14 protein-coding genes are annotated in these 16,805 nt (G+C 71.1%); 10 read left to right on the forward strand and 4 right to left on the reverse strand.

Going from position 1 to position 16,805, the window contains the following annotated elements:
• Positions 1-88: 88 nt before the first annotated feature.
• Entirely contained in the window at positions 89-1,126 is a 1,038-nt protein-coding gene (locus HG542_RS30230) for a glycerophosphoryl diester phosphodiesterase membrane domain-containing protein (protein ID WP_229922908.1), read from the reverse strand.
• Positions 1,127-1,298: 172 nt separating this feature from the next.
• Here HG542_RS30230 and mtnA point away from each other — a divergent pair, with 172 nt between their 5' ends.
• The 7 genes from mtnA to HG542_RS30265 all read left to right on the forward strand — a co-directional run bounded on the left by mtnA (position 1,299) and on the right by HG542_RS30265 (position 9,819).
• A complete protein-coding gene (gene mtnA / locus HG542_RS30235) occupies positions 1,299-2,483 on the forward strand; it encodes an S-methyl-5-thioribose-1-phosphate isomerase (RefSeq protein ID WP_171087041.1) in 1,185 nt (394 codons plus the stop codon).
• Complete coding sequence (gene mtrA / locus HG542_RS30240) at positions 2,480-3,157, forward strand: two-component system response regulator MtrA (RefSeq protein ID WP_171087043.1); 678 nt, start codon at positions 2,480-2,482, stop codon at positions 3,155-3,157. Before mtnA ends, mtrA begins: the two co-directional genes overlap by 4 nt.
• 2 nt (positions 3,158-3,159) lie before the next feature.
• Positions 3,160-5,184, forward strand: coding sequence for an MtrAB system histidine kinase MtrB (gene mtrB, locus HG542_RS30245; protein WP_171087045.1), 2,025 nt, complete (start codon positions 3,160-3,162; stop codon positions 5,182-5,184).
• Positions 5,168-7,033 (forward strand): LpqB family beta-propeller domain-containing protein, encoded by a 1,866-nt coding sequence (locus HG542_RS30250; RefSeq protein ID WP_171087047.1) that lies wholly within the window; start codon positions 5,168-5,170, stop codon positions 7,031-7,033. Before mtrB ends, HG542_RS30250 begins: the two co-directional genes overlap by 17 nt.
• A 66-nt stretch (positions 7,034-7,099) precedes the next feature.
• Positions 7,100-7,825: a ComF family protein gene (locus HG542_RS30255; protein ID WP_171087049.1), complete on the forward strand. Its 726-nt coding sequence runs from the start codon at positions 7,100-7,102 to the stop codon at positions 7,823-7,825.
• Positions 7,826-8,155: 330 nt separating this feature from the next.
• Complete coding sequence (hpf, locus tag HG542_RS30260; RefSeq protein WP_171087051.1) at positions 8,156-8,845, forward strand: ribosome hibernation-promoting factor, HPF/YfiA family; 690 nt, start codon at positions 8,156-8,158, stop codon at positions 8,843-8,845.
• Between the two features lie 233 nt (positions 8,846-9,078).
• Positions 9,079-9,819, forward strand: coding sequence for a response regulator (locus HG542_RS30265; protein ID WP_171087053.1), 741 nt, complete (start codon positions 9,079-9,081; stop codon positions 9,817-9,819).
• A 6-nt stretch (positions 9,820-9,825) separates the two neighbouring features.
• Here HG542_RS30265 and HG542_RS30270 read toward each other — a convergent pair whose 3' ends face one another.
• Complete coding sequence (locus HG542_RS30270; RefSeq protein ID WP_171087055.1) at positions 9,826-11,037, reverse strand: winged helix-turn-helix domain-containing protein; 1,212 nt, start codon at positions 11,035-11,037, stop codon at positions 9,826-9,828.
• A 46-nt stretch (positions 11,038-11,083) separates the two neighbouring features.
• On the reverse strand, positions 11,084-11,677 hold the full coding sequence (locus tag HG542_RS30275; protein WP_171087057.1) for a GNAT family N-acetyltransferase: 594 nt from the start codon (positions 11,675-11,677) through the stop codon (positions 11,084-11,086).
• Positions 11,678-11,877: 200 nt separating this feature from the next.
• On the opposite strand from HG542_RS30275, the gene secA reads away from it, so the two are divergent.
• Complete coding sequence (gene secA / locus HG542_RS30280; protein WP_171087065.1) at positions 11,878-14,706, forward strand: preprotein translocase subunit SecA; 2,829 nt, start codon at positions 11,878-11,880, stop codon at positions 14,704-14,706.
• A gap of 72 nt (positions 14,707-14,778) precedes the next feature.
• On the opposite strand, the gene HG542_RS30285 is transcribed toward secA, so the two are convergent.
• Complete coding sequence (locus tag HG542_RS30285) at positions 14,779-15,231, reverse strand: Rv3235 family protein (RefSeq protein WP_171087067.1); 453 nt, start codon at positions 15,229-15,231, stop codon at positions 14,779-14,781.
• Between the two features lie 321 nt (positions 15,232-15,552).
• On the opposite strand from HG542_RS30285, the gene HG542_RS30290 reads away from it, so the two are divergent.
• Entirely contained in the window at positions 15,553-16,056 is a 504-nt protein-coding gene (locus tag HG542_RS30290) for a DUF6912 family protein (RefSeq protein WP_171087069.1), read from the forward strand.
• Positions 16,057-16,101: 45 nt separating this feature from the next.
• Positions 16,102-16,779 (forward strand): HAD family hydrolase, encoded by a 678-nt coding sequence (locus tag HG542_RS30295; RefSeq protein WP_171087071.1) that lies wholly within the window; start codon positions 16,102-16,104, stop codon positions 16,777-16,779.
• Positions 16,780-16,805: the final 26 nt, after the last annotated feature.

The raw sequence follows: 16,805 nt of genomic DNA on the forward strand, positions 1-16,805 counted from the left end.
CCTGTCAGGGCTTTCTTGCGTTTACCCCTCGTCTCTCGCCCTCTGCCTTCGGGCCGCCCTTTCCAGGGCGGCCCGAAGGGGGGGAGTCTCAATCGTTGCCGCCCACCCCCGCGGCGCGGGCGAGTTCGAGGTCGAGGGACTCGCGCCGGATGCGCTGATCCGTATAAAGCAACGCGGTCACCGCGGCCATAAAGGGCAGGGCGATCATGGAAGCGATGACGGCACCGATACCGGTAATGATCATGGCTGACCAACTCGTCGTGTCCTGAGTCAAGATCGTCCGAATGACTTCACCCGGGATCTGCACCACCGACGAGAAAACGAATACCACGAAGCCGCTGACGAACATCACGCCGAAGATTCGTCCCGAAGAGCCCCGCACCAACTTCGCGGAGCGCCGCATGGAATCGATTACGCCCTGCCTTTCCAGCATCAGTGCGGGTGCCGCAAGGCTGTAACGAGTCCAGAGGATGATGGCCAGCACGGCCCCGACCAGAATGCCGAGGAACATGAACGGGACCCCGGCGGATTCCGTACCGGCCACGGCGATGATCAGACCCGGCAGCAGGCAGGCCAGGAAGACCCCGGTGATGAGGAGCGGTACGAGGACGAGGAGCCCGGCCATGCCGGCCAGCCTCGGTCGGGCCTCCTGCCAGGCCTCGCGCGCCGTCATCGGGCGACCCAGGATCGCGCGGCTGACCACGGCTGTGAACATCGCAGTCGCCACGATCGAGCCCGCCAGGCCTATGAGGCCGGTCACCGCCAGGCCGCCGAAGGTGCCGGCCAGGGCGTTGAGCAGTTTCTGTACGCTGACCGTCTCGCCCTGCTCCTGCAGGGACTGCAGGTCCTGCAGCTTGCCGAGCCACGGCCGGGTGACCGCCGTCTCCACGAGCTGAGTGCCGGCCGCCACGGCCAGCGAGACCCCGGCGAGGGTGCGCCAGTACCGGCGCATCGTGGCGAAAGCTCCCTCCAGGAGCTCACCCAGCGAGAGCGGGCGCAGCGGGATCACGCCCGGCTTCGGGGCCTGCGGGACCGGTGGCACCCAGCCGCCGCCTCCCCAGCCGTTTCCGCCCCAGCCCTGCTGGCCTCCCCATCCCTGGGGACCGCCCGGCGGAGAGTTGTTCATCGTCTGTTGCTCCTTTTCACCGCCCGTACCGGTTGCCGGGTGCGGCCGCAGGTACGGGCCATTGCCCGGTCAGCCATCGTGTCACGGCGCTCGAAGCACGGGCCGGGCTCGTAAGAGGGAGAGACGACAGGGAGGCCTTCAATAGTTGGTGTGTGCGGGGCAGACTGGACGAATGGCTGATCAGTACGCGGCATCCGCGGCTTCTGCTGTTCCGGGCGGTCCTCGGTCTCCCGGCGTCCCCGACCTCGTACCAGCGCTGCGCTGGGAGGAGCGGCCCGAGGGGCCGGTGGTCGTGCTGCTCGACCAACGGAGGCTGCCGGCCGAGGAGGTGGAGCTGGTCTGCACGGACGTCCCTGCGCTGGTGGAGGCCATACACGTGCTCGCCGTGCGCGGTGCGCCCCTGCTGGGGATCGCAGGCGCGTACGGCCTGGCCCTGGCGGCGGTGCGCGGCTTCGATGTGGAGGAGTCCGCCCAGATGCTCGCGCACGCCCGTCCCACGGCGGTGAATCTGGGGTACGGGGTGCGGCGTGCCCTGGCGGCCCACCGCAACGCGCTCCGGGGCGGCGCCGATGCCGGTGCGGCCGGTGCGGCTGCCCTCGCGGAGGCCCGGGCGCTGCACCGTGAGGACGCGGAGGCGAGTGCGCGCATGGCGGCGCACGGGCTGGCGCTGCTGGAGGAGTTGCTGCCGGGTGGCGGCTACCGGATCCTGACGCACTGCAATACGGGCGCGCTGGTCTCGGGCGGCGAGGGCACGGCGATGGCGGTGGCCGGTGCGGCGCACCGGGCGGGCGAGCTGCGGCGGCTGTGGGTGGACGAGACGCGGCCGTTGCTGCAGGGTGCGCGGCTGACCGCGTACGAGGCCGCGCGCGCCGGCATGGCGTACACGCTGCTGACGGACAACGCTGCGGGGTCGCTGTTCGCGGCGGGTGAGGTGGACGCCGTTCTGATCGGTGCGGACCGGATAGCCGCGGACGGGTCGGTGGCCAACAAGGTGGGGAGCTACCCGCTGGCGGTGCTCGCCCGCTACCACCATGTGCCGTTCGTGGTCGTGGCGCCGACCACCACCGTGGACCTCGGGACGGCCGAGGGCGCTGCCATCGAGGTGGAGCAGCGGCCGGGTCATGAGGTGACGGAACTGGCCGCGCCGTCGGTGCCCGGGGCGGGTACGGCGGCGGGGTCGGGGGTGCCGGTGGCGCCGCTGGGGACGCAGGCCTACAACCCTGCGTTCGATATCACACCGCCCGAGTTGGTGACCGCGATTATCACGGAAAACGGGGTTGTTTCGCCCGTGACGGAGGGCGGTCTGGCGGAGCTGTGTGCCAGGTCACGATCGGGTAATGGGATGATGTCGATATGAAGGGACGCGTCCTTGTCGTCGACGACGACACCGCACTGGCCGAGATGCTCGGAATCGTTCTCCGTGGCGAGGGTTTCGAGCCGTCGTTTGTGGCCGACGGTGACAAGGCACTTGCTGCATTTCGCGAGGCCAAACCGGATCTTGTATTGCTCGATCTGATGCTGCCCGGCCGGGACGGCATTGAGGTGTGCAGGCTGATCCGGGCCGAGTCCGGAGTGCCGATCGTGATGCTGACGGCGAAGAGCGACACGGTCGATGTGGTGGTCGGGCTGGAGTCCGGCGCCGACGACTACATCGTCAAGCCGTTCAAGCCCAAGGAGCTGGTGGCCCGGATCCGTGCGCGGCTGCGCAGGTCCGAGGAGCCGGCGCCGGAGCAGCTGACGATCGGCGACCTGGTCATCGACGTCGCCGGGCACTCGGTCAAGCGCGACGGGCAGTCCATCGCGCTGACGCCGCTGGAGTTCGACCTGCTCGTCGCCCTGGCCCGCAAGCCCTGGCAGGTGTTCACCCGTGAGGTGCTGCTGGAGCAGGTGTGGGGTTACCGGCACGCGGCGGACACGCGGCTGGTCAACGTGCATGTGCAGCGGCTGCGCTCCAAGGTCGAGCGCGACCCCGAGCGTCCCGAGATCGTGGTGACCGTGCGCGGCGTGGGCTACAAGGCCGGGCCGAGCTGAGCATGACGGGAAACGGTGCCGCCCCGGAGCGGGGCGTGGGGCGGCCCGCCGGTTCGACGGGCGGCATATCTCTTCTCCGCCGCCTGTGGCGTGCCGGGCAGATGCTGCCCGACGGTGCCGCGGCCGGGTCGATGCATCCGGTGCTGCGGCTGTACGTGCGGTGGGTGCGGCGTCCGCTGCTGCCGGCGATGCGGCTGTGGCGGCGGAACATCCAGTTGCGGGTGGTCGCCACCACGCTGCTGATGTCGCTCGGTGTGGTGCTGCTGCTCGGTGTGGTCGTGATCGGCCAGGTCCGCAACGGTCTGCTGGACGCCAAGCGGCATGCCTCGCAGAGCCAGGCCGCGGGCGGTTTCAAGGCGGCGCAGGAGGCTGCGGGGACTGCGGCCGATGTCCGGGGCCAGGACGGCGGGCAGCAGTCCGGCGGCCGTGGCACCCCGGATCCGGGTGCGTGGCTGACGCAGCTGGTGCAGCAGCTCGCCAGTGGCGGGCAGGGCGTCTACTACGTCGTGGCGCTGAGCGCGGGTGACGGCGATCCGATGACGACGGGTTCGTTCATCGGGCGCGGGCCGCGGGCCTCGGGCGACATCGATCCCGAGCACAGTGTGCCCGTCGACCTGCGCAGGCAGCTGGACACCAAGACGGGCACGTTCGAGAAGCCCGGGTCGATCAAGCGCAGTGCCTCGGACGAGGGGCAGCCGGCGCTGGTGGTCGGCAAGCGGATGTACGACATCAACGGCAAGGCCTACCAGCTGTACTACCTCTTCCCGTTCACTCAGGAGGAGAAGTCGCTGACCCTGGTGAAGACGACGCTGGCGACGGCCGGGGTGTTCGTCGTCGTCCTGCTGGGGGCCATTGCCTGGCTGGTCGTGCGGCAGATCGTGACGCCGGTGCGGATGGCCGCCGGGATCTCGGAGCGGCTCGCGGCCGGTGTGCTGCATGAGCGGATGAAGGTCACCGGTGAAGACGACATCGCTCGTCTGGGTGAAGCCTTCAACAAGATGGCACAGAACCTCCAGGTCAAGATCCAGCAGTTGGAGGAGCTGTCGCGGATGCAGCGGCGGTTCGTCTCCGACGTGTCGCACGAGCTGCGGACGCCGCTGACGACCGTGCGGATGGCGGCGGACGTCATCCATGAGGCGCGCGAGGACTTCGATCCGGTGACCGCGCGCTCGGCCGAGTTGCTGTTCGGTCAGCTGGACCGGTTCGAGTCGCTGCTGGCCGACCTGTTGGAGATCAGCCGGTTCGACGCGGGGGCTGCGGCGCTGGAGGCCGAGCCGATCGATCTGCGCGATGTGGTCGGCCGTGTGGTGGAGGGCGCGCTGCCGTTGGCGGACCGCAAGGGCACGCGGATCCTCGTGCGCGGTGCCGAGCAGCCGGTCATCGCCGAGGCGGATGCGCGGCGCCTGGAGCGGGTGCTGCGGAACCTGGTGGTCAACGCGGTGGAGCACGGCGAGGGCCGGGACGTGGTCGTCCGGCTGGCAGTGGCCGGCGGCGCGGTCGCGGTCGCGGTGCGCGACTACGGCGTGGGCCTCAAGCCCGGTGAGGCGGCGCGGGTGTTCAACCGTTTCTGGCGGGCCGATCCGGCCCGTGCGCGGACGACCGGCGGTACCGGCCTGGGGCTGTCGATCGCGGTGGAGGACGCGCGGCTGCACGGCGGCTGGCTGCAGGCGTGGGGCGAGCCGGGAGGCGGTTCGCAGTTCCGGCTGACGCTGCCGCGGACGACCGGTGACACGCTGCGCGGTTCGCCGATCCCGCTGGAGCCGGAGGACTCGCGGCGCAACCGTGGGCTGAACGAGGCCGGGGCACTGCCGGCTGCCGTGGGCCGGGGCACGCCCCCGCTGCCGGCTTCCGTGCCGGCGCAGGCGAGGAACGCCCGGCCCTCCGCCGACCCGACCGCGCTGCCGGGCAACGGCGCGCGGGTGGTCGCGCGGCAGAGCGGTGCACCGGACGGCACGAACGGACGGCCGGTGGGCGGCGGGAACGGCAACGGCATCGGCAGTGGAGGCGACCATGACGCTCGGGACTGAGAGCGTCGGCGGTCGTCTCCGCAGAGGACGCACGCGTCGGGGCGCGCGCTCGCTGACGGGTGTGTTCGCCGTGGCCACCAGTGGACTGCTGCTGGCCGGCTGTGCGTCGATGCCTGACAGCGGGGACGTGCTGTCGGTCGACGCCTCGCAGCGTGCGGATGCGGATTCCCAGGTGCGTGTCTATGGTGTGCCGCCGCGCAAGAACGAGCAGCCGCAGGAACTTGTGGCGGGCTTCCTGGAAGCCACCACGAGTGACGAGGCGGACTACGCGACAGCGCGCATGTACTTGGCGAAGAGTGTGAAGCGTCAGTGGGACCCGTCGTCGTCGCTCACCGTGCTGTCGTCGGTGCCGCAGGTGCGGGTGGAGCGCAGCGGAGGGGACCGCGAGCAGACGGTCACCATCACGCTGACCGGCAAGCAGGTCGCCAAGGTGGACGCCCGGCATGCCTACAAGCCGGACGAGAGCGACTACCAGGCGCAGATGCACATGACGCGGGAGGACGGCGAGTGGCGCATCGACGCCCCGCCGGACGGGCTCGTGCTCGGCATCTCCGACTTTCAGCGCATCTACCGCTCTGCCAACAAGTACTACTTCGCCGAGACGGGCCCGGGCGGCAGCAGTCCGGGCCGCGGCCGGGACGTGCTCGTCGCGGACCCGGTGTATCTGCGCAAGCGGATAGACCCGGTCACGTCCTCGGTGAAGGCTCTGCTGGACGGTCCGACGACCTGGCTGGACCCGGTGGCGGGTACGGCCTTCCCGACCGGTACCCGCCTGCTGGACGACCGGCTCTCGCTGGACGACTCCAACGCGCTGAAGGTGCGGCTGAGCGATCAGGCGGCGGGCACCGGCCAGGACCAGTGCCTGCGGATGGCTGCTCAGGTGTTCTACACCGCGCAGGAGTCGGCCAAGGTCACCGATGTGACGCTGGAGCGCAAGGACGGGTCGCGGCTGTGCGTGCTCGGGCGCGACCAGGCCAAGTGGTACGCGCCGGACCAGACGGCCGGGCAGGCCGACCGGCAGTTCTTCGTCGACGCCCAGCACCGCCTGGTGAGCCTGGCCGACGGGGACGAGGAGCCGCGCCGGGTGCCGGGGCCGTTCGGCGCGGACGGTGCGGTGCCGCTGCGCTCGGTGGCCGTCGACCGGTCCGAGCGCCGGGCCGCGGGCGTCGCCGCGAGCGGGCAGGCGCTGTACGTCGCCGCGCTGCAGTCCGGCGTTCCGCTGGGTGACGTCCGGGTGACCGCACGCGGGAGCGGTCCGAAGGCGGGCCTGACCGCGCCCAGCTGGGACGGGCTGGGCGATCTGTGGGTCGCCGACCAGGACCAGGAGCATCCGCGGCTGCTGCGCCTGCAGGGCGGTACGGGCACGCCGGAGGAGGTGCAGGTGCCCGCGCTGGACGGCGGGCGGATCACCGGCGTGCGGGTTGCGGCCGACGGGGTTCGTATCGCGCTGTTGGTGACGAAGGGCGACCATACGTCCTTGAAGCTCGGCCGGGTCGAGCGCGGGACCAGCACCGGGAAGCCGGCGTTGTCCGTGCAGGAGCTGCGCTCGGTGGCACCGCGGCTGGAGAACGTCGACGCCGTCTCCTGGGCCGGCGCCAGCCGGCTGCTGGTCGCCGGGAGCGAGCAGGGCGGCCTGCAGCAGTTGCAGTACATCGAGACCGACGGTTCGCTGTCGAACACGGCCGCCCTGCCGGGGATCACGGGCGTGCGCGCCATTGCGGCCCCCGAGAGCACGGGCAAGTCCCAGGCGCTGGTCGCCGAGGGCGACGGCGGCATCGTCCGGCTGCTGCCGGACGCCAACTGGAAGCTGGTGGCCAAGGAGGGGACGGCGCCGGTCTACCCGGGGTAGCCGGGTACATGCCAGGAGTTTTCCACAGGGGTGGCGGCCGGCATTCCGCGGCGGGACAGTGGTGCCGTGCGGGGGTGGTGGCAGGAGATCGCGGGGCTGGTGCTGCCGTCTCCGTGTGCAGGGTGCGGTCTCGGGCGGGCTGTGCTGTGCGAGGAGTGCCGGGCGCGGCTGTGCGGGCGGCGTCCCCGGGAGGTACGGCCGGATCCGGTGCCGCCCGGGCTGCCGCCGGTCTTCGCGGCGGCGCCGTATGCGGCGGGGGTGCGCTCCGTGCTGCTCGCGCACAAGGAGCGGGGTGCGCTGGCTCTGGCGGAGCCGCTGGGTGCCGCCCTGGCGGCCGCGGTGCGGGCCACGGGTGCAGGTGGAGGGGGAGGGGGCGGGCGGGGCGGGAGGGGCCCATTGCTCCTCGTACCGGTGCCCTCTGCCCGGCAGGCGGTGGCGGGACGCGGGCATGACGCCTGCCGGCGTATCGCGCTGGCCGCGGCCCGGGCCCTGCGGGGTGTCGGCGTCCCGGCCCGGACGGCCCCCGTGCTGCGGTTGCGCCGTCCGGTGGCCGACCAGGCGGAACTGGACGCCCACGACCGGTGGGCGAACGTGGCGGGGGCCATGGGGACCGTGCGCGCGGTGGGGCGCGTGTGGCGTGATGGTGGCCCGGTGGTGCTGGTGGACGACCTGATGACGACCGGGGCCTCGCTGGCCGAGGCGGCCCGTGCCGTCGGCGTCTCGGGCGGGCGGGCCGTGGCCGCCGCGGTGGTCGCCGCGGCACCGCGCGCTTTCGAAAGCAACCGGAACTGACACCGAACGAGCGGCGTTCCTGAGGGAAACGGCAGGAAAACACCTGAATGGAGGTACGTCGCGGTAGGGGGTACCGACAGGCTTCCGAGCGAGATATGTTCGGTTGTGAGGAATGGCAGAAGCTATGCCTCATATCTCCGAATGGCGCACTTCATGTGCCGTGGTCGAAGCTGGGAAAGAAGCTTCGGCCCGGTGGGGTGTCGATCTTGCCGGTGGGGGAGGAGGAGGTGAAAACCGCCTAGTCGGTGGCTCCGGGCCGGCCCCGGGGTCTGATGCAAGAGGGATGCGCTCCGCAACCTTCGGCGGAGCGATCCGGGAACGGAGTTCTGCGTGGACATCGTCGTCAAGGGCCGCAAGACAGAGGTGCCCGAGCGGTTTCGCAAGCACGTGGCCGAGAAGCTGAAGCTGGACAAGGTCCAGAAGCTCGACAGCAAGGTGATCAGCCTCGACGTGGAGGTGTCCAAGGAGCCCAACCCGCGGCAGGCAGACCGCTCCGACCGTGTGGAGATCACCGTTCGCGGGCGGGGCCCGGTGATCCGGGCCGAGGCGGCGGCGACCGATCCCTACGCCGCGCTGGACCTGGCCACGGCCAAGCTCGAGGCGCGGCTGCGCAAGCAGCACGACAAGCGTTTCACGCGTCGCGGCAACGGCCGCATTCCGGCCAGCGAGGTGTCGGCGGCCGTCATCGGCGCCGCGGAGCTCGACGACAGCGGTCGGCTCACCGCGATCCAGGAGGCGAACGGCGTCCCGGTCACTCGTATGGGGTCGTTGGAGATCCAGGGCGAGGGCCCGCTGGTGGTCCGCGAGAAGACCCACACCGCAGCACCCATGACGCTCGACCAGGCGCTCTACGAAATGGAGTTGGTCGGCCACGACTTCTATCTGTTCGTCGACTCCGAGACCAAGATGCCCAGTGTCGTCTACCGCCGGCACGCGTACGACTACGGCGTCATCCACCTCAACGCCGATCCCCTCTTCGAGGCGGAGCCCGGCGGTGCGGGCGGAGCGCTCGGCGGCTGACCCGGCAGGCCGGAGGCCTCGCCCCGGGTGAGCCCACCCAACCGTGACGGTGCCCTTGGAGCGTTGACGCTCCCGGGGCACCCCCGTGTGGTCATGCGGCCGGGAAGCACCGCACGGGCCGTCCGGCATGAAATCATGGCCGGGCGGCCAACCGCCGGTGCGCCGGAACCGGTTGGGACGGGGCAGCAGCAGTGTGCAACCGCGAGGGGCCATGGCCTTCAGGGGGAGGAACGATGGCGGACAGGTTCGGGCCCGTGCTCGTGCCCGGCGAGGACGAGGAGGGCGCCTGCACGGTCCGGGGCGCCAGGTGCGAGGAACCGATCCGGGTGCTGGTCGTGGACGACCATGCACTCTTCCGCCGGGGGCTGGAGATCGTCCTGGCCCAGGAGGAGGACATCCTGGTCGTGGGGGAGGCCGGGGACGGCGCGGAGGCGGTGGACAAGGCGGCCGACCTGCTGCCGGACATCGTGCTGATGGACGTGCGGATGCCCAAGCGGGGCGGGATCGAGGCCTGCACCTCCATCAAGGAGGTGGCCCCCAGCGCGAAGATCATCATGCTGACGATCAGCGACGAGGAGGCGGACCTCTACGACGCGATCAAGGCCGGGGCGACGGGTTACCTCCTCAAGGAGATCTCCACGGACGAGGTGGCCACCGCGATCCGGGCCGTCGCGGACGGGCAGTCGCAGATCAGCCCGTCGATGGCGTCCAAGCTGCTGACCGAGTTCAAGTCGATGATCCAGCGCACCGACGAGCGCCGGCTGGTGCCGGCGCCACGGCTCACGGACCGGGAGCTGGAGGTGCTGAAGCTGGTGGCGACGGGGATGAACAACCGCGACATCGCCAAGGAGTTGTTCATCAGCGAGAACACGGTCAAGAACCACGTGCGGAACATCCTGGAGAAGCTGCAGCTGCACTCCAGGATGGAGGCCGTGGTCTACGCGATGCGGGAGAAGATCCTGGAGATCCGGTAGGGGATCTCAGCAGACGGCGCGGGTCAGTGCCGCCGCCAGCTGCGCATCGTCGCAGCGTTCGATGCGCACCGCGTCGCAGCCGACCCATTCCGCGGCCTCGCGCAGTGCCCGCGCCATCGGGGCGACCGCGGCCGGGCCGTCCAGCGACACCTGGCGGGCCACCAGGGTCCGCCCCTCGCGGGCCGGGTCCACCCGGCCCGCCAGCCGGCCGCCGGTCAGCAGCGGCATGGCGAAGTACCCGTGCACCCGCTTCGGCCGGGGCACGTACGCCTCCAGGCGGTGGGTGAAGCCGAACATCCGCTCCGTGCGCGGCCGGTCCCAGATCAGGGAGTCGAACGGGGAGAGCAGCGTGGTCCGGTGGCGCCGGCCCTTCAGTGCGGAGAGGCCCGCCAGTGCCTGCGGGTCGGCCCATGCCGGCTTGCCCCAGCCGGCCACCTCCACCGGCACCAGGCCCGTGTCCCCGATGACCGCGTCCACCTGTTCGCCCTTGAGGCGGTGGTAGTCCGCCAGGTCCGCGCGCGTGGCCACGCCCATGGCGGCGCCCGCCTGGGCGACCAACTGCCGTATGCACGCGGCGTCGTCGAGATCGTCGTGGAAGAGGGCGTCCGGAATGGCGCGCTCCGCCAGCTCGTAGACCCGTTTCCAGCCGCGCCGCTCGGTGCAGACCACCTCACCCGTGTCGAGCAGCCACTCCACCGCGATCTTGGTCTCGGACCAGTCGTACCACTCTCCCCCGTTCTTCGCGCCGCCCAACTCGCTTGCCGTCAGCGGGCCGTCGGCCTTGAGACGGTCGCGGACGGATGCGCAGGAGCGCTCGGCGTCCTTCATGGCGTGCCAGCGGTGGCCGCGGGCGACGAACGCCCGGCGGCGGAAGGCGAAGAGCGGCCACTCCTCGACGGGCAGGATGCAGGCCGCGTGCGACCAGTACTCGAAGCCGTGCGGGCCCGCGCCCGCCGCCTGCGGCGCCCAGTACGCCCGCTCGACGGCATCGCGGCCGATCGCGCCCAGCCGCGCGTACGGCACCAGTTCGTGCGAGCGGGCCAGCACCGAGATCGTGTCCAGCTGGACCGCGCCCAGCCGGCGCAGCACCCCGCGCGCCCCCGCCCGGCGGTCGGGGGCGCCGAGCAGGCCCTGGGCGTGCAGGGCAAGGCGCCGGGCCTCACCCGCGGACAGTACGGCCTCGGCCCCACGGCCCCGGCCGGCAGCGGAAGTTGTCATGACGGCACCCTAGGGCCGGCCACTGACAACGCCCCGTCCCCGGCCCTCAGCCGCGCTCGGGCCAGGGCAGGTACGGGGTTCCGGAGGGCCGTCCGAGATCCGAGGGGAGCAGCGAGCCGGTCCAGGCGTCGCGCCGGGTGTCCTGGTGGATGATCTTCGCGCGCAGGGTGCCCTCCATCCGGAAGCCGGCCTTCAGGGCAACGGCGCGGGAGCCCTCGTTGCCCGCCTCCGCGTACCACTCCAGCCGCTCGACGCCGAGGTCCTCGAAGGCCCAGCGGATCACCTCGCGCGCCGCCTCCACGGTGCAGCCGCGGCCGCGGTGCTCCTTGGCCGTCCAGTACCCGAGCTCGGCCTGCCGCTCCGCCGTGTGCAGCTGCGCGAGGCGCACGAGGCACATGGCCCCCACCAACTGCCCGGTTTCGCCGGAAAAGACACCGAACGTGTACATCGTGTCGTTCTGCCAGCCCGCGGGGCAGGTCTCCTCGACGAAGAGCCGGGCGTCCTCGATCCGGTAGGGATCGGGCACGCTGGTGTAGCGCGGGATGTCGGGGTCCTGGCAGGCCGCGTGCACATCGGGCACGTCGGAAGGCGCGAAGGGCCGCAGGACCAGGCGTTCCGTGGCGAGGGTTATCGGCTCCATGAACGGAGTGTAGGGACCCGGCGCCGGGCACTTCCCGGAATATGTGTTCGTTGGATGTGCGGGTGACACTCGGCCTCGGTGATGACGGACCTCCCGGCGCAGCGGGGTCCTCGCTTACGATGGCCGTTGCGGCGGGGACTGTCCCGTCGTGCCCGCGCACCCGACCGTGCCCAGGCCCGACCGGCAAGGAGCCAGCCTACGTGTCCGTCTTCGGCAAGATCATGCGTGCAGGAGAAGGCAAGATCCTGCGCAAGCTGCACCGCATCGCGGACCAGGTCAATTCCATCGAAGAGGACTTCGTCAACCTCTCCGACGCCGAGCTGCGTGCCCTGACCGACGAGTACAAGCAGCGCTACGCCGACGGCGAGAGCCTGGACGACCTGCTCCCCGAGGCGTTCGCCACCGTCCGCGAGGCCGCCAAGCGCGTCCTCGGCCAGCGGCACTACGACGTGCAGCTCATGGGCGGCGCCGCGCTGCACCTGGGCTACGTCGCGGAGATGAAGACCGGTGAGGGCAAGACCCTGGTCGGCACCCTGCCCACGTATCTGAACGCGCTGTCGGGCAAGGGCGTCCACCTGATCACGGTCAACGACTACCTGGCCGAGCGCGACTCCGAGTTGATGGGCCGCGTGCACCGGTTCCTCGGTCTGACGGTCGGCTGCATCCTCGCCAACATGACGCCGGCGCAGCGCCGCGAGCAGTACAACTGCGACATCACCTACGGCACGAACAACGAGTTCGGCTTCGACTACCTGCGCGACAACATGGCGTGGTCGCAGGACGAGCTGGTGCAGCGCGGCCACAACTTCGCCGTGGTCGACGAGGTCGACTCGATCCTCGTCGACGAGGCCCGTACGCCGCTGATCATCTCCGGCCCGGCCGACCAGGCCACCAAGTGGTACGGCGACTTCGCCAAGCTCGTCACGCGGCTCACCAAGGGCGAGCCCGCCAACCCGCAGAAGGGCATCGACGAGACCGGCGACTACGAGGTCGACGAGAAGAAGCGCACGGTCGCCATCCACGAGGCCGGTGTCGCCAAGGTCGAGGACTGGCTGGGCATCGACAACCTCTACGAGTCGGTCAACACCCCGCTCGTCGGCTACCTCAACAACGCCATCAAGGCGAAGGAACTCTTCAAGAAGGACAAGGACTACGTCGTCATGGACGGCGAAGTCATGATCGTCGACGAGCACACCGGCCGTATCCTCGCCGGCCGCCGCTACAACGAGGGCATGCACCAGGCGATCGAGGCGAAGGAAGGGGTGGACATCAAGGACGAGAACCAGACCCTCGCCACGATCACCCTGCAGAACTTCTTCCGCCTCTACGACAAGCTCTCCGGCATGACCGGTACGGCGATGACCGAGGCCGCCGAGTTCCACCAGATCTACAAGCTCGGCGTCGTCCCGATCCCGACCAACAAGCCGATGGTCCGCAAGGACCAGTCCGACCTCATCTACCGCACCGAGGTCGCCAAGTTCGCCGCCGTCGTCGAGGACATCGCGGAGAAGCACGAGAAGGGCCAGCCGATCCTCGTCGGCACCACCTCGGTCGAGAAGTCCGAGTACCTCTCGCAGCAGCTCGCCAAGCGCGGCATCCCGCACGAGGTGCTCAACGCCAAGCACCACGAGCGCGAGGCCTCGATCGTCGCCCAGGCCGGCCGCAAGGGCGCCGTCACCGTCGCCACCAACATGGCCGGCCGCGGTACCGACATCAAGCTCGGCGGCAACCCCGAGGACCTCGCCGAGGCCGAGCTGCGCCAGCGCGGCCTCGACCCCGAGGAGCACATCGAGGAGTGGGCCGCGGCCCTGCCCGCCGCCCTGGAGAAGGCCGAGCACGCGGTCAAGGCGGAGAAGGAAGAGGTCGAGGCGCTCGGCGGGCTCTACGTGCTGGGCACCGAGCGGCACGAGTCGCGCCGCATCGACAACCAGCTGCGCGGCCGTTCCGGCCGTCAGGGCGACCCGGGCGAGTCCCGCTTCTACCTGTCGCTCGGCGACGACCTGATGCGTCTGTTCAAGGCCCAGATGGTCGAGCGCGTGATGGCCATGGCCAACGTCCCGGACGACGTGCCGATCGAGAACAAGATGGTCACCCGGGCCATCGCCTCCGCCCAGTCGCAGGTCGAGCAGCAGAACTTCGAGACCCGCAAGAACGTCCTGAAGTACGACGAGGTCCTCAACCGCCAGCGCGAGGTCATCTACGGCGAGCGCCGCCGCGTCCTGGAGGGCGAGGACCTGCACGAGCAGATCCAGCACTTCATGGACGACACCATCGACGCCTACATCCAGGCCGAGACGGTCGAGGGCTTCGCCGAGGAGTGGGATCTGGAGCGCCTGTGGGGCGCCTTCAAGCAGCTCTACCCGGTGAAGGTCACCATCGAGGAGCTGGAGGAAGCGGCCGGCGACCGGGCGGGCATCACCGCCGAGTTCATCGCCGAGTCCGTCAAGGACGACATCCACGAGCAGTACGCCGCGCGCGAGGAGCAGCTCGGCTCCGAGATCATGCGTGAGCTGGAGCGCCGCGTGGTGCTGTCCGTCCTGGACCGCAAGTGGCGTGAGCACCTCTACGAGATGGACTACCTCCAGGAGGGCATCGGCCTGCGCGCGATGGCCCAGAAGGACCCGCTCGTCGAGTACCAGCGCGAGGGCTTCGACATGTTCACCGCGATGATGGAGGGCATCAAGGAGGAGTCCGTCGGCTACCTGTTCAACCTGGAGGTCCAGGTCGACCAGCAGCTCGAGGAGGTCCCGGTCGAGCAGGGCGCCGAGCAGCCGGCCCCGGCGGAGCCGGTCCAGGACACCGTGCCGGCCGCCCGTCCGGAGATCCGCGCCAAGGGCCTCACGGCCCCGCAGCGCCCGGCACAGCTGTACTTCTCGGCTCCGACGGTGGACGGCGAGGGTGGTGTGGTCGAGGGCGACTTCGCCAGCGACGACACCGGCGAGTTCCGCTCCGCGGCGGACGGCATGACCCGCGCCGAGCGCCGCAAGGCCCAGAAGAACGGGGTCGGCGGCCGCCGTCGCAAGAAGTAGTCCGCCGGGCTTCCGGTGTGCGAGGGGCGGGCATGCCCGGGATTTTCCCGGGTGTGCCCGCCCCTCGCCGTGTCAGGCACGGGCCCCGCCCAGTTCCACCGCCGAGCAGCGCCAGCGCAGGTCGGGGCCCTTCTCCAGGCGGAAGGCCAGGGCCTGGAGCCGGTCGCCGGAGGCGATCCGGGCGAAGGCCTCGATGACTCCGGGCCGGGGGCGGAACTGTCCGCAGTGGCGGACGACGGGGCTGCGGCCCGGCGGGGCGGGCCGCAGGGGTGCCCGGGGCGCCAGCGCGGTCAGCTGCTCGTAGGCCTCGCCGACGGTGTGGCCGAGCAGCGAGTGCACCGGGCGCTGGCCGCTGAGGGCGAGCAACAGCCGCTCGGCGAACCAGTAATGCGGGAGCTTGTCGCGCTCGCGGCGCCGGGCCGCGGCGTCCGCGGCGGGGCGGCGCGGGTCGGTGCGCCGCGGCGGTGCCGTCCTGGCGGTGGTGCTCCTGGTGCCGGTGGTGCTCTTGGTCCTGTGCAGATGCATGGTCGTCCCCCCGGGGTGCCGGGCCCGGTGCGTACCGGGCGGTGGCCGCGTGGGTGATCTTTTACCGGCGCTTTTCCGGGAGCGGCAAGGACGCCCGCGGGGCTTGGGCGCCGCCGCACGTTTCACCTATCCGGGCGACGGGCCCGGCTCCGTCGCAGGTCGGACGCATGGCGGCCGGTGGCCCGGCGGACCCGTCCCAGGGGCCACCGGCACTTCGAAGGGGGACTCCCGCCCGTATATTGGCTGCACCGACATCGGAATCGGCATCGGAATCGATATCGGAACCGGCATCAGCAGCGGCAGAACAGGAAAGCGGCGGTCATGCGCGTCTACGTCCCCCTGACCCTCCCCGGTCTCGCCGAGGTGCACAAGGCGGGCGAGCTCGGCCCGGCCCCCCTGGCCGCCTACGCCATCACCCCGGCCCTGCGCGAGTGGTACGTCTCCGACGACACCGAGGAGCTGGAGTACGCCGCGCTGGGCCGCGCCGCCCAGGGCTCGCTGCGGCTGCTCGCCGCGGACGCCGGGGCCCCGCGCCGCCGGGTCGTCGTGGCCGTGGACGTGCCCGACGGCGCCGTGACGGCCGTGCCGGACCAGGGGCCGGACGCGGCAGGGTTCGGCGAGGTGCGGCTGTCGGCGCCGGTGCCGCTGCGCAAGGCGGCCTCCGTGCACGTCGACTCCGAGGACGCCGAGGAGGACGTGGCGGCCGCGGCCGCGGCGCTGGACGCCGCGGACGGGGGCGACGACGACGCCCGGTTCACGGTCGACGGGGCCGACGACCACGAGCTGATGTGGTTCGGGGTGCAGGAGATCCCCAACCTCGTCTGACCTCGCCTGAGCCCGTTGTCGTACCCGCCCGGTACCTTCGGGGGCATGGGGAAGCACAGGGCGCACATCGTCTGGGACTGGAACGGCACGCTCTTCCACGACACCGATGCGGTGATCGCGGCGACGAACGCCGCCTTCGCCGAAGTCGGTCTTGCGCCCATCACGTTGGCCACCTATCGCGAGCTGTACTGCGTGCCGATCCCCCGGTTCTACGAGCGGCTGATGGGGCGGCTGCCCACGCAGTCCGAGTGGGACCACATGGACGGCGTCTTCCACCGGCACTACCGGGACCAGCACATACGCTGCGGCCTCGCGGACGGCGCGGAGTCGCTGCTGGAGCGCTGGCAGGAGGCCGGCCGCACCCAGTCGATCATGTCGATGTTCGTGCACGAGGAACTGCTGCCGCTGGTGCGGGGCTTCGGCATCGAGCGCCGGTTCGTCCGGGTCGACGGGCGCACGGGCCCCTCGGGCGGCAGCAAGGCCGAGCACATGGCCCGTCACCTCGCCGGTCTCGACGGGGTGCGCGCCGAGCACACCGTGGTCATCGGCGACGCCGCGGACGACGCGGTCGCGGCGCAGCACGTCGGTGCCCGGGCCGTGCTCTACACGGGTGGCTCCCACAGCCGTGCGAGTCTCGCGGGGGCGGGCGTTCCGGTGGTGGACAGCCTGGCGGAGGCGGTCGCGGAGGCGGAGCGGCTGGTGGCCGTCACAGCCGGCCGGTGATGGCCGGAAAGGCACGGTTGCGGGGT

Source organism: Streptomyces morookaense, from assembly GCF_013030945.1.
GTDB classification, from domain to species: Bacteria; Actinomycetota; Actinomycetes; order Streptomycetales; family Streptomycetaceae; genus Streptomyces; species Streptomyces morookaensis.